Here is a 20,700-nt window from a genome sequence, read left to right as displayed (position 1 = left end):
GCGCCCCCGGACGTGCGGATGGCTTCCCATGCCGGGCGGGCCGCCGTCAGCGCAGGCCCGGGAAGCCCTCCGCGAGCTGGCCGAACGCCGTCCGCAACGCCTCGGCCAGCGACGCGACGTCGCCGGACAGCCACACCTCGAACGCGGTCGTCGCCGCTGCCCGGGTGGCCGTGGCGACCAGCCGGGGCACCAGCGCCGTGGGCCGCTGCCCACAGCGGCGTGCCACGTAGCCGGCGACCACCCGGTCGACGTCGGCGTAGCGCAGCTGCGAGTGGGCCTGCAGCGCCGGCTCGGTGAGGATCAGCCGCATCCGCTGGCGCAGCACGGGCAGGTCGCCGGCCGCGTAGTCGTTGGCCTGGACGTAGGCGGTGAGGACGGCGGTCAGCACGGGGACGTCGTCGCCGGACCGCTCGAGCAGCGCGGCCAGCCGGGCGACGTGCCCGTCGAAGTCGCCCCACACGGCGTCGGCCTTGCTGCCCACGGTCCGGAAGAAGGTGCGCCGGCTCGTGCCCGCGGCGGTGGCGATGTCCTCGATCGTCACCTGCTCGAAGCCCGCGGCGGTGAACAGCTCCAGCGCCGCCCGTTCGATCCGGGCGCGCGTGTCCCCACGGGGGTCGTCCCGGGGGACGGTCCGGACGGACTCGCGGAGCACGCTCACCGGCACATCTTCGCGCCCGGCGACGGGGAGGCCACTCCCGGTGTGTCCGCGCTCAGCCCCTCGCTTGCCGGTGGCACCCGGTGCCCCTACGGTCCTCGGCATCCCCGCTCCCCTCTCCCGGAGGTCGGCATGCCCGAGACGCCCGCCCAGACCGAGACCCAGGACGCCGCCGAGATCCAGGACGCCGTGGCCGAGGACGCGCTGGTCGAGGAGTCCCTCGTCGAGGAGGTCTCCATCGACGGCATGTGCGGCGTCTACTGAGCCGACGGCCATGAGCTCCCCCGCTCCGGCCGCGGACGTCTTCGACCCCGCCCTGCCCTGGCGGCGTGCCCGGTCGGTGGCGCTGCGGCCGGAGCCGTTCGGGGCGCTGGCCTACCACTTCGGCAACCGGAAGCTGTCGTTCCTGAAGTCGAGGACGCTGGTCACCGTCGTCGAGACGCTGGCCGACCACCCCAGCGCCGACGCCGCCCTGGTCGCGTGCGGCGTCCCCCAGGCGCAGCGGCGTGCCTACGTGACGGCACTGGCCGACCTCGCCCGCTCCCAGATGATCGAACGAAGGACCTCGCTGCCCCCCGAGAAGGACCCTCCTGCCCCCCACCGCTCGCGCGCTCGCGGTGGGGCCCTGCAGGAGGGCCGGTCAACCCTCGCGGCGGGCCCCTGCAGCGAGGCCGAGACGAGCGAGGAGCCTCTGTGACCGCCGTCGTCCCCCAGCGCCCCACCGGCGGGCGCCTGGTCGACCAGTTCGAGTACGGCCTCGACGCTCCCATCTGCCTGACCTGGGAGCTCACCTACGCCTGCAACCTGGCGTGCGTGCACTGCCTGTCCTCCTCGGGCCGGCGCGACCCCCGCGAGCTGTCCACCGCGGAGGCCGAGGCGGTCATCGACGAGCTGCAGCGGATGCAGGTCTTCTACGTCAACGTCGGCGGCGGCGAGCCCACCGTGCGGCCGGACTTCTGGCACCTGCTCGACTACGCCGTCGGCCACCAGGTCGGGGTCAAGTTCTCCACCAACGGCGTCAAGCTCGACCGGGCCCGGGCGCGGCAGCTGGCGGCCACCGACTACGTCGACGTGCAGATCTCCCTCGACGGCGCGACCGCCGAGGTCAACGACCGCGTCCGCGGCACCGGGTCGTTCGCCACCGCGACCCGCGCGCTGGAGAACCTGGCCGAGGCCGGGATGAGGGACTTCAAGGTCTCCGTCGTCGTCACCCGGGAGAACGTCTCCCAGCTCGACGAGTTCAGGGCGCTGACCGACCGCTACGGCGCCCAGCTGCGGATCACCCGGCTGCGCCCCTCGGGCCGCGGCGCCGACGTCTGGGACGAGCTGCACCCCACCCAGGCCCAGCAGCGCGAGCTCTACGCCTGGCTGCTGGCCCACGGCGACCGGGTGCTCACCGGCGACTCGTTCTTCCACCTGTCGGCCTACGGCGAGGCGCTGCCCGGCCTGAACCTGTGCGGCGCCGGCCGGGTGGTCTGCCTCATCGACCCGGTCGGCGACGTCTACGCCTGCCCGTTCGCCATCCACGAGCAGTTCCTCGCCGGCAACGTGCGGGACGAGGGCGGCTTCCAGCGCGTCTGGCAGTCCTCGGAGCTGTTCCGCGAGCTGCGCAGCCCGCAGACCGGCGGCGCCTGCACGAAGTGCGCGCACTTCGACGCCTGCCGCGGCGGCTGCATGGCGGCCAAGTTCTTCACCGGCCTGCCGCTGGACGGCCCCGACCCCGAGTGCGTGCAGGGGTACGGCGAGACGGCGCTGGCCGCCCGCGACGCCGACCTGGTCACGCCGAGGAGCCATCTCGACCACTCGCACACCGGCCCGGTCCGCGGCCAGCCGACGCTGCTCGGCATGCCCGCGATCCCCGCCAAGGCCTGCGACGAGTCGCCGCTGGCGGGCCTGCCGCTCGGATGACCCCTCAGCGGGTCGGGGCCACCACGGTGGGCCCCGACCCGTCGGGCAGCAGACCCGGGGCCAGGTCGGCCAGGGTCATGGTCAGGAGCAGCGCGACGAGCAGGGCGAGGGTGAGCACGGGGCACCTCCGGTGGACGTGCCCCCAGGCTGGCCGCCGTCCCTGACCGGGCCCGGTGACCTGCCTGGGAGTCCGCTGGACGCCCCGTGCCCAGCCCGTGCCCTGGCCCTAGGGGAGGTCGACGACGTCCTTCTCGCCGGTGTCGGGCTGGGAGCCGGTGGCCTTGGCCTTGACGAAGCTCAGCGCCGTGGCCAGCCGGTTGCCGGGGCTGTCCCAGTACTCCGCGGTGTCGCCGTCGACCTTCACCAGCACCACCGAGGGGTCCTCGGGCCCTCGCGGCAGCCACGCCTCGACGCCGGCGTTCCACAGCTCCTTCTTCTTCGCGACGTCGTCGACGACGCGCGCGGTGCCGGTCAGGGAGACCCAGGTGCCGCCCGAGCCGATGCCGACGTTGACCTGCGGCGAGGCGGCGATGTGGGCCAGCCACGGGGCGTCGTGCTCGGCGAAGAACCAGAGGTCGCCGTCGAACTCGACCTCCTGCAGCGACATGGGCCGGCTGGTCAGCCGGCCGTCGGGCATGGTCGTGGTGAGGAAGCCGAACTTCTGCCCCTTGATGAGCCCGGCGACCTTGGCGGTGGCGTCTGGGGAGTCGGTGGTCATGTCCCTGCCCTTCCCCGTATCCGCCTCGTGACACCGTGACCTGCCTAGGCTGACCGCGTGCCCGACCTGGCCGGCGCCGTCTGGCCGGAGCTGCCCGAGCGTCCGCTGCTCGTGGTGCCGCTGGGCTCGGTCGAGCAGCACGGGCCCCACCTGCCGCTGGCCACCGACACCACGGTCGCCACGGCGGTCGTCGCCGCGGTCGACCTCGGCCCGGCGCTGGTCGCGCCCGCCGTCCCGTACGGCGCCAGCGGCGAGCACGAGGGCTTCCCCGGCACCGTCTCGATCGGCACCGAGGCGCTGACGACGCTGCTCGTCGAGTACGGCCGGTCGGCCGGCCGCTGGGCCGGGCGGCTGCTGCTGGTCAACGGCCACGGCGGCAACCTCGACGCGCTGCGCCGCGCCGTCCCGCTGCTGCGCGGCGAGGGCCGCGACGCCGCCTGGTTCCCCTGCGGCGTCCCGGGCGGGGACGCGCACGCCGGCCGCACCGAGACCGCGCTGCTGTTGCACGTGGAACCCGGCGCCGTGCGGCCCGGCCGTGCGGTCCCGGGTGTGACGACGCCGATCGGGGACCTGCTGCCCCGGCTGCGGGACGAGGGCGTGCGTGCGGTCAGCCCCATCGGCGTGCTCGGCGACCCCACCGGCGCCACGGCGGAGGAGGGCGCGCGACTGCTGGCCGACCTGGCCGGGCGCCTCACGGCCGCCGTCCACCGGTGGGACGTCGGGGAGGACGGGCGGCTGCGCGGCTGACCGCCGGACGCGGCTGCGCGGGCCGCCGCCCGCCCGGGACAGGAGGATGGCCGGGGACGGGCCCGCCCCCCGCGGTCCCGCCGAGCGAGGAGGTCCCGATGGCGCAGCGGCAGGCCGTGGACGAGGGGACCGGCGCGTCCCCCGGGCGGGGAGCCGTCGAGACCAACGGCATCAACGTCATCGCCGAGGAGGAGCGCCACGGCGCCCCGCGCTCGCTGTTCTGGCCGTGGTTCGGCGCCAACGTCAGCGTGCTCGGCCTGGCCTACGGCTCGTTCCTGCTCGGCTTCGGCATCTCCGCCGCGCAGGCGCTCGTCGCCGGTGTCGTCGGGATCGTGGTGTCCTTCCTGCTCTGCGGCCTGGTCGCGATCGCCGGCAAGCGTGGCTCGGCGCCCACCCTGGTGCTCAGCCGCGCCGCCTTCGGCGTGCACGGCAACCGGGTCCCCGCGGTGCTGTCCTGGGTGCTCACCGTCGGCTGGGAGACGGTGCTGGTCAGCCTGGCCACCCTCGCCACCGCCACGGTCTTCGGCCAGCTCGGCTGGAGCGGGGGGACGGCGACCCAGGTGGTCGCGCTGCTCGTCGTCGCCGCCCTGGTGGTGGCCGGCGGCGTCCTCGGCTTCGACGCGATCATCCGCATGCAGACGGTCATCACCGTGGTCGGCGGCGTGCTGACCGTCGTCTACGTGGTCCTGGTGGCCGACTCGGTGGAGTGGTCGGCGGTCACGGCCGTCCCGGCCGGCTCGGCGGCGGCCGTCGTCGGCGCCCTGGTGCTGGCCATGACCGGGTACGGCTTCGGCTGGGTCAACGCGGCCGCCGACTACTCCCGCTACCTGCCGCGCGCGGCGTCCACCCGCGGCGTCGTCGGCTGGACGACGTTCGGCGGCGCGCTGGCCCCGGTCGTGCTGCTGGGCACCGGGCTGCTGCTGGCGGCGTCGGACCCGGAGCTGTCGGGGGCGATCGGCGCGGACCCGATCGGCGCGCTGGCCGGCCTGCTGCCGACGTGGTTCCTCGTGCCGTTCGTCGTGGTGGCGGTGCTCGGCCTGGTCGGCGGCGCGCTGCTGGACATCTACTCGTCCGGCCTCTCGCTGCTCGCCGCCGGCATCCGGGTGCCCCGCCCGGTCGCGGCGGGCATCGACGGCGCCCTCATGGTGCTCGGCGCGATCTGGGTCGTCTTCGTCGCGACCGGCGGGTTCTTCGTGCAGTTCCAGGGGTTCCTCATCACCCTGGGCGTGCCGATCGCCGCCTGGTGCGGCGTGTTCCTGGGCGACCTCGCGCTGCGCCGCCGGGCCTACGCCGAGGCCGACCTCTACGACCCCCGCGGCCGCTACGGCGCCGCCCCGGCGGTGCCGCTGGTCCTCCTGGCGGCCGGGACCGTGCTCGGCTGGGGGCTGGTCACCAACTCGCTGGCCGGCTGGCTGGACTGGCAGGGCTACCTGCTCGGTCCGCTGGGGCTGGGCGGCCGGGAGGGCGACTGGGCCTTCGCCAACCTCGGCGTGCTGGCCGCCTTCCTCGTCGGGCTGCTGGGCACCCTGGCGCTGCGCCGGGGGGCGGTGCGGACGCAGGAGGCCGCCCCGGCGGTGCCGGGACGGCCTCCTGTGGTCTGACCGGGGTCAGGGCTGCAGGGCCTGCGCGAACAGCGGGACGGCCTGCTCGAGCGCGTACTGCTGGCCCAGGGCCGAGCCGCTGGAGAAGGCGTTGACCAGCGTCGGGTCCTCCAGGACGACGGCGTTGCCCTGCTGCACCGAGCCCAGCGTCTGCCACAGCGGGCTCGCGGTGATCTGCGCCGGGTCGACGAAGATCGGGAAGACGACGGTCAGCGGCGCGTCGAGCAGCGAGACCTGCTCCTCGGAGACCGGCACGTAGAAGTTCTCCGTGGCGAGGTCCTGGACGGCCGGCTTGTTGGTGAAGCCGAGCGCCTCCATGAAGTCGACCCGGGTGTCGCCGCGGACGTAGGCGCCGAAGCCCTCGGAGGTGTACGCGCCGACGGCGACCTCGGTGCCGTCGAACTCCGGGTGCGCGGCCGCGGCGTCGGCGAAGGTCTGCTCGACGTCGGCCTGCAGCTGCGCGGCCTCGTCGGCGCGGCCCAGCGCCCGGCCGACCAGGTCGAGCTGCTGCTGCCACGTGGTCTGGTAGGCGCCCACGCCCTCGGGGGCGCCGACGGTCGGCGCGATCGCGCTGAGGGAGTCGTAGCGCTCCTGGGTGCCGTCGGAGCGGGTGTCGAGGATGAGGTCGGGCTCCAGCGCGGCGATCGCCTCCAGGCTGGGCTCGAGCGTGTCGATGATCTCCGGCGCCTCGTCGTACCGCCCCTCGGCCCACGGGCCCACGCCCTCGCCGCCGAAGGCCAGCCAGTCGCTGGCGCCGACCGGCTGCACGCCCAGCGCCAGCGCGGTCTCGGCGTCCGACCAGCCCAGTGCCACCACCCGCTGCGGCTCCTCCTCGACCTCGACGTCGCCGAACGCGGTGCTCACGGTGACGGGGAACTCCCCGCTGCCGCCACCGGCCGACGCCGCCGACCCCGCCCCCTCGCCGGCGTCGTCGGATCCGCACGCCGCGAGGGACGCGGCGGTGGTCAGGGCGGCCGCGAGCAGGGCGGCGCGCCGGGACAGGGCGTGGGACATCGGGGGCTCCTCCGGGTGGGACTACTCAGGTGAGCCTAACCTCAGTCGGGTGGGCGCTCCGCGGCGCGGCTAGGGTCCGGCCGTGGCAGAGATCCCCGGCTGGCTGGTCGTGGTCGACGCGCAGCGGGTGTTCGCCGACCCGGACTCCCCGTGGGCGGCGCCCCGCTTCGCCGAGGCGCACCCGCGCATCCAGCACCTGGTGGCCGCCTTCGGCCAGCGGGTCGTCCTCACCCGGTTCGTGGCGCCGCGGCAGCCCACCGGGGCCTGGGTGGCCTACTACGAGCAGTGGCCCTTCGCGCTGCAGCCGCCCGACGCGCCGCTGTGGGACCTGGTCGAGGACCCCGGCCCGGCCCACGTGGTCACCGCCACCACCTTCGGCAAGTGGGGTCCGGAGCTGGCCGGGCTGGTGGGCGCCGGCCCGCTGACCGTGGCCGGCGTGGCCACCGACTGCTGCGTCGTCTCCACCGTGCTGCCCGCCGCCGACGCCGGCGTGCCGGTGCGCGTGGCCGCCGACGCCTGCGCGGGCAGCAGCGACGACGACCACCGCAAGGCGCTGGGCCTGATGGGCCTCTACGCCCCGCTGGTCGAGATCACCACCGCCGACGACGTCCTGGCCGGGTGACCGTCCCGCCGCCACCGGACGCCCGGCTGCCCGACGGCTACGCGGTCCGGCTCGCCGCGGGCACCCGGTGGCTGGAGGACGGCGCGGCGCTGCTCGGCGGCTCACCGCTGCGGCTGCTCCGGCTCGCCCCGGCCGCCCGCGGCCTGCTCGACGGCGACCGGCTCGTGGTCTCATCGGCGGCGACGGCCGCGCTGGCGGCCCGGCTGCTCGACGCCGGCGTCGCCGTCCCCGAGCCCGCCGGTCCCGCGCCCGGTCCCGGCGAGGTCACCGTCGTCGTCCCGGTCCGGGACCGTGCGGGCGGCGTCGCGCGGCTGCTGGCCGCGCTGCGCGCCGACCCGGCCACCGCGGGCGTGCGGGTGCTCGTCGTCGACGACGGCTCGGCCGACCCCGGCGCCCTCGCCGCGGTCACCGCCCCGGGCGGCGCCGAGGTGCTCCGGCACGGACGGTCCCTCGGCCCGGCCGCGGCGCGCGACACCGGGCTGCGCGCGGCGACCACCGGCGTCGTGGCCTTCCTCGACTCCGACTGCGTGCCGCTGCCCGGCTGGCTGGACGTGCTGCTGCCGCACCTGGCCGACCCGCGGCTGGCCGTGGTGGCGCCGCGGGTCGTCGCGCTGCCGCCGGCGCGGCCGGGCTGGACCACCGCCTACGAGACGGCGGTCAGCGCGCTGGACATGGGGCCGGACCCGGCGCGCGTCGCGCCCCTGACCGCGCTCTCGTACGTGCCGAGCGCCGCCCTGCTGGCCCGGCGGGCGGCCCTCGGCGCGGGCTTCGACGCCGCGATGCCGGTGGCCGAGGACGTCGACCTGGTCTGGCGGCTGACCGCGGCCGGCTGGCGGGTCCGCTACGACCCGGCCGCGCGGGTCGCGCACGAGCACCCGTCCTCGACCGCGGCGTGGCTGCGCCGCCGCGGCGTCTACGGCACCGGCGCCGCACCACTGGCCGCACGGCACGGGGCGCTGGTCGCCCCCGTGGTCGTCAGCCCCTGGTCGGCGGCGGCCGTGGGGCTGGCCCTCGCCGGCGGGTGGCCCGGCCGGGCGGCCGCGGCCGGGGTCCTCGCCGTCGCCGCGGCCGCCCTGGCCCGGCGGCTGGCGCCCGCCGGCGGGCGGCCCCCGTACGGCCTGGCCGCCGGGCTGGTGCTGCGCGGCACCGCCGCGGGCGTGCGCACGCTGGCCCGCGCGGCCACCCGCCACCACTGGCCGCTGACCGCCGTGGCCGCCGCGGCGTACCCCCGGGCCCGGCGCGCGGCGGCCGCCGTCGCCGTGGCCGACGCGGTGCTCGGGTGGTGGCCGCACCGGGCCGAGGTGGACCTGCCGCGCTTCGCCGTGGCCCGGCGGCTGGAGGACCTCGCCTACGGTGCCGGGCTGTGGGCGGGCGCGCTGCGGGCCGGGTCCGCGCGGGCGCTCCTGCCCGCCCGCCCACCGGGCGGCTGACCTGCGGCGGGGGTGCCTGGCGCGGACCCCGTGACAGGGGTCACCATGGGCGGACCATGAGCCACACGTCGGGGAGCGCGCCGTGACCGGCGTCAGCCCGTGGCTCGCCCTGCCCGGCGGCCGGCCCACCCCCGGGCTGACCCGGCAGCTGCGGGCCGCGCACGAGACGCTGGTGACCCGCGGCGCGCCCCCGCCCCGTCCCGCCGTGCGGTCGGTCGTCTGGGACTCCTGGCGGCGCAGCCTCGGCAGCGGCGTCGACCCCGACGGCCAGGGACCGCCGGTCGACCTCCTCGACGACGACCTCGACGCCCACCGCGCCGCCCACCCGCTCGCGGCCGTGCTGCCGGTCATCCGCCGGCTGCTGGTCGAGGACGCCGAGGCCGACCGGATGATCGTGGCCGTCACCGACGCCGACGGCCGGATGCTGTGGGTGGAGGGCGACCGGCGGCTGCGCAGCCTCGCCGAGGGCATGAACTTCGTCCCGGGCTCCCGCTGGGCCGAGGAGGTCGCCGGCACCAACGCCCCGGGGACGGCGCTGGCCCTCGACCACCCGGTGCAGATCTACGGCAGCGAGCACTACCGCCGCCCGGTGCAGCCGTGGAGCTGCTCGGCCGCACCGGTCCACCACCCGGTGACCGGCGTCCTGCTCGGCGCCATCGACGTCACCGGCGGCGATCACGTGGCCAGCCCGCACGTGCTCACCCTCGTCCGCGCCACCGTGGCGGCCGTGGAGTCCGAGCTGCGCTGGCTGCACCGCGAGGAGCAGTCCCGCGGGCCGCTGCGCCCCGCGCCGGCCCGGGTGTCCGCTCCGCTGCTGGAGGTGCTCGGTCGCGAGCGCGCCCGGCTGACCCTGCCCGCCGGGCCGGTCGAGCTCTCGCTGCGCCACTCCGAGCTGCTCCTGCTGCTCGCCGAGGCCGCCGTCACCGGTGAGGGCCGCAGCGCCGAGCGGCTGGCCGCCGAGTGCCACGCCGGGGCCACCGCCACGGTCACCGTCCGGGCCGAGCTGTCCCGGCTGCGCCGGCTGGTGGGCGCCGACCTCGTCGGCTCGCGCCCCTACCGGCTGCTCGGCCGGCTGGACAGCGACCTCGACCGGGTGCGGGCCGCCCTCGACCGCGGCGCCCCCGGCGCGGCGCTGGACGGCTATCCCGGGCCGGTGCTGCCCCGCTCGGCCGCGCCGGGCGTCGTCGCCGCCCGCCGCCGCACCTCCGCGGCCCTGCGCGCGGCGGTGCTGCGCAGCCGCCGGCCGGAGCTGCTGCTGCGCTGGACCGCCCTGCCGGAGGCGCGCGACGACGCCGCCGCCTGGCAGGCCTGCCTCGAGGCGCTGCCCACCGGCTCCCCGCGCCGGGCCGCCGTCGCGGCGCACCTGCTGGCCCTGCGCCGGTCCTCCCGCGGCTGAGGCGACCCGCCCGGGACGGGAATGCGGCCCCGCCCGGTTCTCTTGGCACGGCTACGTGAGTGCCCGCACCGCCGCCCTGCCCGCCGCCCGCCCGCCCTCGCTCGCCACCCCGCGGGTCGCCGTCGCCCTGGGGGCGCTGGCGCTGGGCGGCTTCGCCATCGGCACCACCGAGTTCGTCACCATGGGCCTGCTGCCCGACATCGCCGCCGGCGTCGGTGTGGACATCCCGACGGCGGGCCACGTCATCTCCGCGTACGCGCTGGGCGTGGTCGTCGGCGCCCCGGTCATCGCCGCGCTGGGTGCCCGGCTGCCGCGCCGGGGGCTGCTGGTCGGGCTGATGGCCGCCTTCCTCGCCGGCAACGTGCTCAGCGCGGTGGCGCCCGGGTCGACGACGCTGCTGCTCGCCCGCTTCGTCAGCGGCCTCCCGCACGGCGCCTACTTCGGGGTCGCCTCGCTGGTCGCCGCCTCGCTCGTGCCGGCGGCGCTGCGCGGCCGCGCGATCAGCACGGTGATGCTCGGCCTGGCGGTGGCCACCGTGGCCGGCGTCCCGGCCGCGACCTGGCTGGGGCAGACCCTCGGCTGGCGCTCGGCGTACTGGGCCGTCGTCGTCCTCGCCCTGCTCACCCTGGCCGCGCTGCCGGCCGTCGTGCCCGCCACCCCCGGCGACCCGCACGCCACCGTGCGGGGCGAGCTCGGCGCGCTGCGCCGGCCGCAGGTGCTGCTCACCCTCACCGTCGCCACCGTCGGCTTCGGCGGCATGTTCGCGCTCTACAGCTACATCGCGCCGCTGACCACCGAGGTCACCGGCCTGTCCCGGGGCGCCGTCCCGTGGGTGCTGCTCGCCTTCGGTGTCGGCGGGGTGATCGGCACCGCGCTGGGCGGGCGGCTGGCCGACCTGGCGCTGTTCCGGTCGATGGTCGGCACCTTCGTCGCGCTGGCCGTGCTGCTCCTGCTCGTCGCCCCCGCCACGACCACCGCCCCGACGCTGCTGGCCGTCGTCTTCCTGCTCGCCGTGAGCGCCTCGACGCTCGTCGTCTGCCTGCAGCTGCGGCTCATGGAGGTCGCCGGGGAGGCCGAGATGCTCGGCGCCGCGCTCAACCACTCGGCGCTGAACGCCGCGAACGCGCTCGGGGCCTGGCTCGGCGGCCTGGTCATCGCCGCGGGGTACGGCTACACCGCGCCGAGCCTGGTGGGCGCCGGGCTGGCCGGGCTGGGGCTGGTCGCCCTGACCGCCAGCGCGCTGCTGCGACGCCGGGAGCTGCGCGCCGTCCCGGCGGCCTGAGCCCCCGCTGCAACGGGCCTGCAACCTCTCCACTGCGGCGACGCCCCGGGCGGGCGCGACCGCACGCGCGGGTCGTGACGTGGTACAGCTCCGCATCCGCGGAACGGGCCCACCCCGAACCGCAGGTAAGCGTGGCCTAAGTCACTCTCGCGTTGGTTGACTCCGCCGTGGAGCACCCGGCCACCGGGTGCACTCGCCCCCTGCAACCAAGCGGAGGATCCATGACACGGGTGAGCATGCGGGTCGACGGCGTGACCTACACCGACGAGGTCGAACCCCGGACCCTGCTGGTCCACCACCTGCGCGAGGCGCTCGGCAAGGTCGGCACCGTCGTCGGCTGCGACACCAGCAACTGCGGCGCCTGCACCGTGCACCTCGACGGGCAGGCGGTGAAGTCGTGCACCGTCCTGGCCGTGCAGGCCGACGGCGCCGAGGTCACCACCATCGAGGGCATCGGCAGCGCCGGCGCCCTGCACCCGGTGCAGAAGGCGTTCCACGAGATGCACGGTCTCCAGTGCGGCTTCTGCACGCCCGGGATGATCATGGCCTCGATCGACCTGCTGAAGGAGAACCCGGCCCCCAGCGAGGACGAGGTCCGCGAGGGCATCGAGGGCAACCTCTGCCGCTGTACCGGCTACCAGAACATCGTCCGCGCGGTGCAGCAGGCCGCCGGCGAGATGTCGGGCACCTCCGAGACCCTGGGAGCGCAGTCGTGACGGTCACCGAGGACGCGGCCACCACCCAGACCCCCGGCCCGGAGAAGGAGGTCGGGAAGGCCCGCCGCCGCAAGGAGGACGCCCGCCTGATCACCGGGCGGACCACCTGGACCGACAACATGGTCCTGCCCGGGATGCTGCACATGGCCGTGGTCCGCAGCCCCGTGGCCCACGGGAAGATCACGAACGTCGACGTCAGCGCCGCGCTCGAGGCGCCGGGCGTCGTCGCCGTCTACACCGGCCGCGACCTCGCCGAGGAGCAGGGCTCGATCCCCTGCGCCTGGCCGGTGACGCCGGAGATGCTCAACCCCGGCCACCCCTCGATCGCCGTCGAGGAGGTCAACCACGTCGGCGAGGCCGTCGCGGTCATCGTCGCCCGGTCGCGGGCCGCGGCCGCCGACGCCATCGAGCTGGTCGACGTCGACTACGACCTGCTGCCGCCGATCCTGGACATGGAGGAGGCGGTCCGGCAGGAGGCCGAGCTCTGCCACGACCACCTCGACACCAACACCAGCTACCACTTCGTCTTCGACGCCGGCGAGGCCGGCACGGGCACCGACACCGACGAGGCCTTCGCCTCCGCGGACGTCGTCGTCAGCCGGCGGTTCGTCAACCAGCGGCTGATCCCGGCGTTCATGGAGCCGCGCTCGGTGGTCGTCCAGCCGCAGGGCGACAACTTCACGATGTGGTCGGCCACCCAGATCCCGCACGTGCTGCGGGTGATGCTGGCGATGGTCACCGGCATCCCGGAGCACAAGCTGCGCGTCGTCGCCCCCGACGTCGGCGGCGGCTTCGGCGGCAAGCTGCAGGTCAACCCCGAGGAGATCCTCGCGCTCCTGATCGCGCGGCGGCTGGGCAAGCCGGTCAAGTGGACCGAGACCCGCAGCGAGTCGCTGATGACCGCCCACCACGGCCGCGACCAGATCCAGTACGTCGAGGTCGCCGCCGACCGCGAGGGCCACGTCAAGGGCCTCAAGGTGCGGATCCTCGCCGACATGGGCTCCTACCTGCGGCTGATCACCCCCGGCGTCCCGGCGCTGGGCGCGTTCATGTTCCCGGGCATCTACAAGTTCCCGGCCTACCGGTTCGAGTGCGACGGGATCTTCACCAACAAGGTGCCCACCGACGCCTACCGCGGCGCCGGCCGGCCCGAGGCCACGTTCGCCGTCGAGCGGATCATGGACGAGCTCGCCACCGAGCTGGGCATGGACCCGCTGGAGGTGCGCCGCCGGAACTGGATCCGGGCCGAGGAGTTCCCGTTCACCACCGTGGCGGGCCTGGAGTACGACAGCGGCGACTACGAGGGCGCCACGCAGCGGGCCCTGGAGCTCATCGGCTACGACGAGCTCCGCGAGGAGCAGCGCCGCCGCCGCGAGTCCGGCGACCCGGTGCAGCTGGGCATCGGCTTCTCCACCTTCACCGAGATGTGCGGCCTGGCCCCCTCCCGGGTGCTCGGCTCGCTGTCCTACGGCGCGGGCGGCTGGGAGTCGGCGTCGATCCGGATGCTGCCCACCGGCAAGGTCGAGGTCGTCACCGGCTCCACGCCGCACGGCCAGGGCCACGAGACGGCGTGGAGCCAGCTGGTCGCCGACCAGCTCGGCGTGCCGTTCGAGGACGTCGAGGTCCTGCACGGCGACACCGCCGTCGCGCCCAAGGGCATGGACACCTACGGCTCGCGCTCGCTGGTCGTCGGCGGCACCGCCGTCGTCAAGGCCGCCGACAAGGTGATCGCCAAGGCCCGCAGGGTCGCCGCCCACCTGCTCGAGGCCAACGAGGACGACCTGGACTTCTCCGGCGGGAAGTTCACCGTCCGCGGCACGCCGGGCACCGGCCTGTCGATCCAGGAGATCGCCCTGGCCGTCTTCGCGGCGCACAACTACCCGGAGGACGTCGAGCCGTCGATCGACGCGGAGGCGACCTTCGACCCGGTGAACTTCTCCTTCCCCCACGGCACGCACATCTGCGCCCTGGAGGTCGACACCGACACCGGGATGGTGACGATCCGCAAGTACGCCTGCGTCGACGACGTGGGCACGATCGTCAACCCCCTGATCGTCGAGGGGCAGATCCACGGCGGCCTGGCGCAGGGCATCGCGCAGGCGCTCTACGAGGAGGCCGTCTACGACGCCGACGGCAACCTCACCACCGGCACCTTCGTCGACTACCTGGTCCCCTCGGCCGCCGACCTGCCGCACTTCGACACCGACAACACGGTCCACGTGGCGCCGGGCAACCCGATCGGCGCGAAGGGGGTCGGCGAGGCGGGCACCATCGCGAGCACGCCTGCGGTGGTCAACGCCGCCCTCGACGCCGTCCGGCACCTCGGGGTGCGCGACATCCGCATGCCCCTGACCCCGGAACGGGTCTGGCGGGCCGTCCACGAGGGTGGCGACGGCGGGGACCGGGCCACCGCCAAGACGAACGCGCAGGGGGCCGAGTCGGCCCAGGCGCCGTCCACCGGCACGTCGTCCTCCGGAGGTGACCTGTGATCCCCGCACCGTTCGAGTACGTCCGGCCGACCACCGTCGAGGAGGCCGTCCAGGCGGTCGCCCAGGGCGGTGAGGACGTCAAGGTCATGGCCGGCGGGCAGTCGCTCATCCCGGTCATGCGGCTGCGGCTGGCCGCGCCGGAGACGATCGTCGACCTCGGCCGGGTCGCCGAGATGCGCGGCGTCCGCGAGGAGGGCGACGTGCTGGTGATCGGCGCGATGACCACCCACGCGGAGGTCATCGCCGACCCGCTGATCGCCCGGCACGCGCGGCTCATCGCCGAGGCGACCGAGACGGTGGCCGACCGGCAGACCCGCCGGCGGGGCACCTTCGGCGGAGCGCTGGCGCACGCCGACCCGGCCGGTGACCTGCCCGCGGTGGCGCTGGCCCTGGACGCCGAGATGGTGGTCGCCGGGCCCGGGGGGCGGCGCACCGTCCCGGCGAGCGAGTTCTTCGTCGACTACCTCACCACCGCCCTCGACGAGGGGGAGGTGCTCGTCGAGATCCGGGTGCCCAAGCTCGCCGGGGACTGGGGCGTGCGCTACCAGAAGTTCAACCGCGTGGCGCAGGCCTGGTCGATCGTCGCGGTCGCCGCGGCGGTGCGGCGGGAGAACGGGCACATCGCCGAGGCGCGCATCGGGCTGACCAACATGGGCCCGGTCCCGCTGCGCGCCGCGGCCACCGAGGCGGCCCTCGCCGGGGCGTCGGCGTCACCGGACGCGGTCGCCGCGGCGGCCCACTCGGCCGCCGAGGGCACCAGCCCGAGCAGCGACCTCAACGCGCAGGCCGACTACCGCCAGCACCTCGCGCAGGTGCTGACCCGCCGGGCGGTGACCGCCGCCGCCGGGTTGTAGTTTCCGACACAACCCGGCACCCGCCCGCCCTCGGCCGGCCCGCCCCTGCCCGGGCGGACCGGCCGAGGTCCGTTCCCCACCCCGGAGGTCGCACCGTGCAGCTGGAGAACTCCTTCACCGTCCCCGTCCCCGTCGACGAGGCCTGGCGGGTGCTGCTCGACATCGAGCGCATCGCCCCCTGCATGCCCGGGGCGGCCCTGGACTCGGTCGAGGGTGACTCGTTCACCGGCCGGGTCAAGGTCAAGCTCGGCCCGATCAACCTGACCTACCAGGGCAAGGCGTCGTTCGTCGAGAAGGACGAGGCCGCGCACCGCGCGGTCATCGACGGCCGCGGCAAGGACCAGCGGGGCAACGGGACCGCCGCCGCCCTCATCACCGCCCAGCTCAAGGAGGAGGGCAGCACCACCCGGGTCGACGTGCTGACCGACCTCAACATCACCGGCCGGCCGGCGCAGTTCGGCCGCGGTGTCATGACCGACGTCGGCAACAAGCTGCTGGGCCAGTTCGCCGACAAGCTCGCCGCCCAGCTCGCCAGCGGCGACGACGTGACCGTCGACGCCGCTGCGGCCGCCGGCAAGCAGGAGCCGACCGTGGCGGGGAAGGTCGCCGCCACCGCGACCGGGGCGGCCGAGGAGGTCGCCCAGTCCGTCGAGCAGGTGCCGGGGGACAACGCCGCCGCGGCGACGGTGCGCAAGGCCGGCACGAAGGCCCGCGAGGCGGCGGCCGCGGCCACCGACGCGGTGTCGTCGGGCACCTCGACCGCCGATGCCCCGCCGCCGCCCACCGACACCGCGCCGATCACGCCGGTGGGCGCGACGGACACCGTCTCCATCTCGGCGGTCGGCGCCGACGACGCTCCCGTGGCCGCGGACAGCACGCCGTCGGCCACCGACACCGCGCCGGTGGCCGCGGTGGGCCGGGCGCCCAGCACGCCGCCGTCGGGCAACACCGCCCCGCCGAGCCGCCCGGCCACCGGCGCCCCGCCGCGGAGCACCCCGGCGGCAGCGACGGTGCGCGACCAGCCGGTCGCCGAGCCCGAGCCGATCGACCTGCTCGAGGTGGCGGGCGGCGCCGCGGTGGCCCGCTACGCCGGACCCGCGGCGGGCGTGCTGGCGGTGCTGCTGCTGGTCCTGTTCGCCGTCCGGCGCCGCCGTCGCTGACGACCCCCTGGGTGTCGATCACCGGCTGCGTGCACGGTTCCGCGGCGTGTCCGCGCGTGTCGCGTGCACGCAGCCGATGATCAGCTGCCGAGCAGGTCCTCCAGCCACGAGGTCGCCGCGGCGGCCACCACCTCGGGCGCCCGGCCCAGCGAGTGGTCGCCCGGCACCGCGTAGACCGACGCGGTCGGCACGCCGGTGAGCACCGCGGCGACCTCCTCCGGGCGGCCGAAGGCGTCGGTCTCGCCCTGCACGACGCACACGGGCACCGCGGCGCCGGTCAGCTCGCCCGCCCGGCTGCGCTCGGGGCGGCCCGGCGGGTGCAGCGGGAACGCCAGGCAGAGCACGCCGTCGGCGCCGGCGCCCGCCGCGGTCCGGCAGGCGACCCGCGCGCCGGCGCTGCGGCCGCCGAACACCAGCGGCCCGGTCAGCGTGCCGCCGGCCCGCAGCGCGTCGAGCACGGCGGTCCAGGCGACGTCGAGACTCGGCGGGGCCGGCGCGATCCGCTTCCCGGCCACCCGCCACGGCTGCTCCACCCGCAGCACCCGCCAACCGGCCGCGACCGCGGAGCCGCTGACGGCGACCAGGTCGGCGGAGGCCACCCCGCCACCGGCGCCGTGGCCGAGCACGAGCGTGCCGCGGGCCCCCGCGACCGGGCCGTCGGCGTGCACCGCGGCCGGGCCGAGCGGGGTGTCGACCAGCGCCGGCGAGCTCACAGCGCCAGCAGGGCGTCGACCGCGCCGGCCAGGTCGGCGGCGACGACGGTCGGCGCGGGGAACGCCGGCGGGTACACGCGCTCGCTGCGCGGGAACCAGGCCCCGGTCAGCCCCGCCCGTTCGGCTCCGAGGGCGTCCCAGCCGTGCGCGGCTACCAGCGCCATCCGCTCCGGCGGCACGCCGCAGGCGCCGGCGGCCCACAGGTAGGCCTCCCGCGAGGGCTTCCACGCGCGGACGGTCTCGCTGGTCAGCGTCCGCTCGACCAGCGGCGCGATCCCGCCGCGCTCGAGGCCGGCCTCGGCCACCCCGGGAGAGCCGTGCGACAGCGTCACCACCCGCACGCCGGCCGCCGCCAGCCGGCGCAGCGCGGGCTCGACGTCGGGGTGCGGGACGAGCTCCAGGAAGGTGTCGGCCACGCGCGTGACGTCGGCCGCGGACAGCTCGGTGACCTGCGCCAGCGCCGACTCGAAGGCGGCGCGGAAGGGCAGCCAGGCGCCGGCCACGGTGGCGGCGAAGCCGGTCGCCAGCGTGCGGCCGAAGACCGTGGGCAGCAGGTGCGCCGGGTGCCCGGTCTCGACCAGCGCGGCGCCGACGGGGGAGAGGTCGAGCAGGGTCTCGTTGACGTCGAGCGCGACGACCTCCGGACGGCCCCGGCTCACGCGGCCGGGCGGCCGCCGTCGGGCCGGCCGACGGTGGCCTCGCGCTGACGGCGCTGACGGACGTCCTTGAGCCGCTTGGTCACCAGGTAGCCGATGCCGACGACGAACACGCCGACGACGAGGTAGTCGAAGTACTTGAGGTTGTCCTGGATGAAGTCGCCCGCGAGCACGCCGAGGGTGACCAGCAGGCTGTTCCAGATGAGGCTGCCGGCGGCGGAGTAGAGCACGAACTGCAGGAACGGCATCCTCACGACGCCGGCGGGCACGGAGATGAAGCTGCGCACGATCGGCACCATCCGGCCGAAGAACACCGCCGAGCGGCCGTGCCGCTCGAACCAGGCGAAGGTCCGGTCGACGTCGGCGGTCTCGACCAGCGGGAGGCGGTCGAGGAAGGCGTGCGAGCGGCGCGGGCCCAGTGCGCGGCCGACGTAGTAGAAGAAGACCGCACCGAGCACCGAGCCCAGCGTCGCGAACAGGATGACCGGCACGATGTCCATCTGGCCGTCGTTGATGAGCACGCCGGCCAGGCCGAGCACGGCCTCGCTGGGGATCGGCGGGATCACCGTCTCCAGCAGGATGGAGAACCCGACGCCGACGGGTCCGAGGGTCTCGACCAGCTCGAGCAGCCAGCCGGTGATCCCGCCCTGGTCGGAGGAGGCCGCGGCGGCGAGGAACGACATGTCCCCACGGTAAGGGCGCCTCCGGCGACCTGCCCGGACGTCGGCCGGACCGACGGGGCCGCTGGGGCTAGCGTTCGGCCATGCGCCAGCGACTCGCCGCCCGGGCCGTCGTCGTGGGGGACCGGTCCGGCACCGTCGTCCCGGACGCCGTCGTCGACGTCGAGGACGGCCGGATCATGTGGACCGGGCCGGCTGCCGACGCCCCGCCGCCCGGGGACGCCGAGGTCGTGGACCTGCCCGGGCTGCTCGTGCCGGGACTGGTCAACGCCCACTCGCACGCGCCGATGGTGCTGTTCCGCGGCCAGGGCGAGGGGCTGCCGCTGGACCGCTGGCTGCGCGAGGTGATGTGGCCGCGGGAGGCCCGGCTGACGCCTGACGACGTCGAGGTGGCCATGACCGCCGCGTCGGCGGAGATGCTGCGCGGCGGGGTGACCACCAGTGTGGAGATGTACTTCTCGCCGGAGCGGATCGCCGCGGCGGTCGGCAGGACCGGCGCCCGCGCGGTGATCCCGGCGCCCATGGTGCCGCTGCCGGGGATGCCGCCCCTGGAGGAGCAGATGGCCGCGGCCGTCGAGCTGGCCGCCGGGGTCGGCGACGACGGCACCGTCGAGTACGGGCTGGGCCCGCACGCGGCCTACACCGTGCCCCTGCCGCTGCTGCGGCGGGCCGCCGAGCTGTGCCGCGAGCACGGGCTGCTGCTGCACCTGCACGTGGCCGAGACCGCCACCGAGGGCGCCGACCTGCTGGCCACGCACGGAGCGTCGGTGCCGGCGCTGCTGGCCGCGCACGACGTCCTGGGCGGTCGGGTGCTGGCCGCGCACTGCGTGCACATGGACGACGCCGACCTGGAGCTGTGGGCCGAGTACGACGTCGCCGTCGCGCACTGCCCGGCGAGCAACGCCAAGCTGGCCAGCGGCGTCGCCCGGGTGCGGGACATGCTCGACCGCGGCATCCGGGTCGGCCTGGGCACCGACGGGCCGGCCTCCAACGACGGGCTGGACCTGCTCGCCGACGTCCGGCTGGCCGCCCAGCTGGCGCGGCTCGCCGGCCGGGATGCCACCGCGCTCACCGCCGCCGAGGCGTTCTGGCTGGCCACCGGCGCGGCCGCGGACGCGATCGGCCGGCCCGACCTGGGCCAGGTCGAGGCCGGGCGGCGGGCCGACCTGGTGCACGTCGACACCCGCGACCTCGCCTTCGAGCCGGTGGGCGATGCCGCGGACCTGCTGACCCACCTGGTCTGGTCCGGCGTCTCCCGGCTGGTCCGCGACGTGTGGGTCGGGGGCCGGCAGGTCGTCGCCGGTGGGACGGTCACCGGCGTGGACGCCGAGGCGCTGCGGGCCGAGGTGGCCGAGCGCGCCGCCCGGCTGGCCGGCTGAGGCGGTGGCGGCGTGCGCCACGATCAGGTGACCTGATCGTGGGGCGTCCTCCCTCGCGGTGGGACGTGGGGGAGGACGCCCTGCGGTGAGGGAGGACGGCGCGTCAGCCCTGCGGGTGCCCGACGGTCCAGGCGTAGAGACGGCCGTCGACGACGACGGTCGCCCAGCCCTCGCACAGGAGCACCCGCTCGCCGCTCAGGTCGGGCCACGAGCCGCCGCCGTCCCACGGCGGACCGGGTTGCGCCACGGGCCTGCACTCCGCGGGAGGAGCGGCGCCGGGTGCGAGGTCCATGTCCACGCGCACGCTCCGGTCGTCGGCACCGGAGGCCACGCCGGGGCGGACTACGGTGACGGCGGAGCCCACCGCGCGGGTCCAGTAGGGCACCGTTCCCCTCGGGGTCTCCGCCGCCTCGGCGCGGGACGTGGTCCGCGTGTGCCCCTGCAGCTCGGCGAGCACCGCGCCGGCCCCCTCCACTCCCACCGGCATCGCCACGAGGACACCTGCGACGGCCGCCGCCGCGACGGCCTGCGTCGCCGCGACCGTGCCCAGGGCCACCTTCGCCGCCGTGCTGCGCACAGCCGGACTCCTCTCGTCGGGGCCCCCGGGGGTGGGGCGCCGCGGCGGGGGCCCGGCGGGGTGGGGGGGGGGGGGGGGCGCGGGGGTTGTGCAGGGGCGGGTG

Annotated in this window: 21 protein-coding genes; 14 read left to right on the top strand and 7 right to left on the bottom strand. The window is 76.2% G+C overall.

The annotated features are described in order from the left end of the window. Positions 1–46: 46 nt before the first annotated feature. A complete protein-coding gene (gene mftR / locus ACI79V_RS19150; protein ID WP_456891768.1) occupies positions 47–658 on the bottom strand; it encodes a mycofactocin system transcriptional regulator in 612 nt (203 codons plus the stop codon). Between the two features lie 129 nt (positions 659–787). On the opposite strand from mftR, the gene mftA reads away from it, so the two are divergent. From mftA to mftC, 3 genes are read left to right on the top strand one after another with little or no spacing between them, the layout of a single operon-like run. Then, entirely contained in the window at positions 788–919 is a 132-nt protein-coding gene (mftA, locus tag ACI79V_RS19145) for a mycofactocin precursor MftA (protein ID WP_456876973.1), read from the top strand. 10 nt (positions 920–929) lie between these two features. Next, positions 930–1,352: a mycofactocin biosynthesis chaperone MftB gene (gene mftB / locus ACI79V_RS19140; protein ID WP_456891766.1), complete on the top strand. Its 423-nt coding sequence runs from the start codon at positions 930–932 to the stop codon at positions 1,350–1,352. Beyond that, positions 1,349–2,563 (top strand): mycofactocin radical SAM maturase, encoded by a 1,215-nt coding sequence (gene mftC / locus ACI79V_RS19135; RefSeq protein ID WP_456876971.1) that lies wholly within the window; start codon positions 1,349–1,351, stop codon positions 2,561–2,563. Before mftB ends, mftC begins: the two co-directional genes overlap by 4 nt. 226 nt (positions 2,564–2,789) lie before the next feature. On the opposite strand, the gene ACI79V_RS19130 is transcribed toward mftC, so the two are convergent. Continuing rightward, positions 2,790–3,281 (bottom strand): pyridoxamine 5'-phosphate oxidase family protein, encoded by a 492-nt coding sequence (locus tag ACI79V_RS19130; RefSeq protein WP_456891764.1) that lies wholly within the window; start codon positions 3,279–3,281, stop codon positions 2,790–2,792. Positions 3,282–3,338: 57 nt separating this feature from the next. Between ACI79V_RS19130 and mftE the strand changes: the two genes are divergently transcribed. Both mftE and ACI79V_RS19120 read left to right on the top strand, forming a co-directional pair. Next, complete coding sequence (gene mftE / locus ACI79V_RS19125) at positions 3,339–4,028, top strand: mycofactocin biosynthesis peptidyl-dipeptidase MftE (protein ID WP_456891762.1); 690 nt, start codon at positions 3,339–3,341, stop codon at positions 4,026–4,028. A gap of 98 nt (positions 4,029–4,126) precedes the next feature. Further along, positions 4,127–5,629: a purine-cytosine permease family protein gene (locus tag ACI79V_RS19120; RefSeq protein ID WP_456891760.1), complete on the top strand. Its 1,503-nt coding sequence runs from the start codon at positions 4,127–4,129 to the stop codon at positions 5,627–5,629. 6 nt (positions 5,630–5,635) lie between these two features. On the opposite strand, the gene ACI79V_RS19115 is transcribed toward ACI79V_RS19120, so the two are convergent. Beyond that, the gene (locus ACI79V_RS19115; RefSeq protein ID WP_456891758.1) at positions 5,636–6,643 is read right to left on the bottom strand and encodes an iron-siderophore ABC transporter substrate-binding protein; all 1,008 of its coding nucleotides are present in this window, start codon (positions 6,641–6,643) and stop codon (positions 5,636–5,638) included. Between the two features lie 82 nt (positions 6,644–6,725). Between ACI79V_RS19115 and ACI79V_RS19110 the strand changes: the two genes are divergently transcribed. From ACI79V_RS19110 to ACI79V_RS19075, 8 genes are all read left to right on the top strand, one after another. Next, on the top strand, positions 6,726–7,265 hold the full coding sequence (locus tag ACI79V_RS19110) for a cysteine hydrolase family protein (RefSeq protein ID WP_456891756.1): 540 nt from the start codon (positions 6,726–6,728) through the stop codon (positions 7,263–7,265). After that, entirely contained in the window at positions 7,262–8,695 is a 1,434-nt protein-coding gene (gene mftF / locus ACI79V_RS19105) for a mycofactocin biosynthesis glycosyltransferase MftF (RefSeq protein WP_456891754.1), read from the top strand. The genes ACI79V_RS19110 and mftF overlap by 4 nt, the downstream gene beginning before the upstream one ends. Positions 8,696–8,777: 82 nt before the next feature. Next, positions 8,778–10,091: a GAF domain-containing protein gene (locus tag ACI79V_RS19100; protein WP_456891752.1), complete on the top strand. Its 1,314-nt coding sequence runs from the start codon at positions 8,778–8,780 to the stop codon at positions 10,089–10,091. 55 nt (positions 10,092–10,146) lie between these two features. Next, a complete protein-coding gene (locus tag ACI79V_RS19095) occupies positions 10,147–11,373 on the top strand; it encodes an MFS transporter (RefSeq protein ID WP_456891750.1) in 1,227 nt (408 codons plus the stop codon). Between the two features lie 221 nt (positions 11,374–11,594). After that, positions 11,595–12,089 (top strand): (2Fe-2S)-binding protein, encoded by a 495-nt coding sequence (locus ACI79V_RS19090; protein WP_456891748.1) that lies wholly within the window; start codon positions 11,595–11,597, stop codon positions 12,087–12,089. Then, positions 12,086–14,578: a xanthine dehydrogenase family protein molybdopterin-binding subunit gene (locus tag ACI79V_RS19085; RefSeq protein ID WP_456891746.1), complete on the top strand. Its 2,493-nt coding sequence runs from the start codon at positions 12,086–12,088 to the stop codon at positions 14,576–14,578. Before ACI79V_RS19090 ends, ACI79V_RS19085 begins: the two co-directional genes overlap by 4 nt. Beyond that, a complete protein-coding gene (locus ACI79V_RS19080; protein WP_456891744.1) occupies positions 14,575–15,432 on the top strand; it encodes an FAD binding domain-containing protein in 858 nt (285 codons plus the stop codon). The genes ACI79V_RS19085 and ACI79V_RS19080 overlap by 4 nt, the downstream gene beginning before the upstream one ends. Positions 15,433–15,527: 95 nt before the next feature. Further along, a complete protein-coding gene (locus ACI79V_RS19075; RefSeq protein WP_456891742.1) occupies positions 15,528–16,592 on the top strand; it encodes an SRPBCC domain-containing protein in 1,065 nt (354 codons plus the stop codon). An 80-nt stretch (positions 16,593–16,672) separates the two neighbouring features. On the opposite strand, the gene ACI79V_RS19070 is transcribed toward ACI79V_RS19075, so the two are convergent. The 3 genes from ACI79V_RS19070 to ACI79V_RS19060 are packed head-to-tail and all read right to left on the bottom strand — an operon-like array spanning position 16,673 to position 18,644. Continuing rightward, the gene (locus ACI79V_RS19070) at positions 16,673–17,305 is read right to left on the bottom strand and encodes an alpha/beta hydrolase family protein (RefSeq protein ID WP_456891740.1); all 633 of its coding nucleotides are present in this window, start codon (positions 17,303–17,305) and stop codon (positions 16,673–16,675) included. Beyond that, on the bottom strand, positions 17,302–17,964 hold the full coding sequence (locus tag ACI79V_RS19065; RefSeq protein WP_456891739.1) for an HAD family hydrolase: 663 nt from the start codon (positions 17,962–17,964) through the stop codon (positions 17,302–17,304). The genes ACI79V_RS19070 and ACI79V_RS19065 overlap by 4 nt, the downstream gene beginning before the upstream one ends. After that, positions 17,961–18,644: a DedA family protein gene (locus ACI79V_RS19060; RefSeq protein WP_456891737.1), complete on the bottom strand. Its 684-nt coding sequence runs from the start codon at positions 18,642–18,644 to the stop codon at positions 17,961–17,963. Before ACI79V_RS19060 ends, ACI79V_RS19065 begins: the two co-directional genes overlap by 4 nt. 80 nt (positions 18,645–18,724) lie before the next feature. On the opposite strand from ACI79V_RS19060, the gene ACI79V_RS19055 reads away from it, so the two are divergent. Next, on the top strand, positions 18,725–20,020 hold the full coding sequence (locus tag ACI79V_RS19055) for an amidohydrolase family protein (protein WP_456891735.1): 1,296 nt from the start codon (positions 18,725–18,727) through the stop codon (positions 20,018–20,020). 103 nt (positions 20,021–20,123) lie between these two features. Here ACI79V_RS19055 and ACI79V_RS19050 read toward each other — a convergent pair whose 3' ends face one another. Beyond that, on the bottom strand, positions 20,124–20,597 hold the full coding sequence (locus tag ACI79V_RS19050; protein ID WP_456891733.1) for a hypothetical protein: 474 nt from the start codon (positions 20,595–20,597) through the stop codon (positions 20,124–20,126). Between the last annotated feature and the right edge of the window lie 103 nt (positions 20,598–20,700).

This window comes from Geodermatophilus sp. SYSU D00700, assembly GCF_054050255.1.
The sequence above is the reverse complement of the archived record's forward strand: the minus strand, read 5'-3'. Positions and strand labels throughout refer to the sequence as shown.

Bases quoted from the DNA above. Each gene is read 5' to 3' on its own strand.
- ACI79V_RS19115 (WP_456891758.1), bottom strand. From the start codon at position 6,643: ATGTCCCACGCCCTGTCCCGGCGCGCCGCCCTGCTCGCGGCCGCCCTG.
- mftB (WP_456891766.1), top strand. From the start codon at position 930: ATGAGCTCCCCCGCTCCGGCCGCGGACGTCTTCGACCCCGCCCTGCCC.
- ACI79V_RS19060 (WP_456891737.1), bottom strand. From the start codon at position 18,644: ATGTCGTTCCTCGCCGCCGCGGCCTCCTCCGACCAGGGCGGGATCACC.
- ACI79V_RS19120 (WP_456891760.1), top strand. From the start codon at position 4,127: ATGGCGCAGCGGCAGGCCGTGGACGAGGGGACCGGCGCGTCCCCCGGG.
- ACI79V_RS19130 (WP_456891764.1), bottom strand. From the start codon at position 3,281: ATGACCACCGACTCCCCAGACGCCACCGCCAAGGTCGCCGGGCTCATC.
- ACI79V_RS19055 (WP_456891735.1), top strand. From the start codon at position 18,725: ATGCGCCAGCGACTCGCCGCCCGGGCCGTCGTCGTGGGGGACCGGTCC.
- ACI79V_RS19090 (WP_456891748.1), top strand. From the start codon at position 11,595: ATGACACGGGTGAGCATGCGGGTCGACGGCGTGACCTACACCGACGAG.
- mftA (WP_456876973.1), top strand. From the start codon at position 788: ATGCCCGAGACGCCCGCCCAGACCGAGACCCAGGACGCCGCCGAGATC.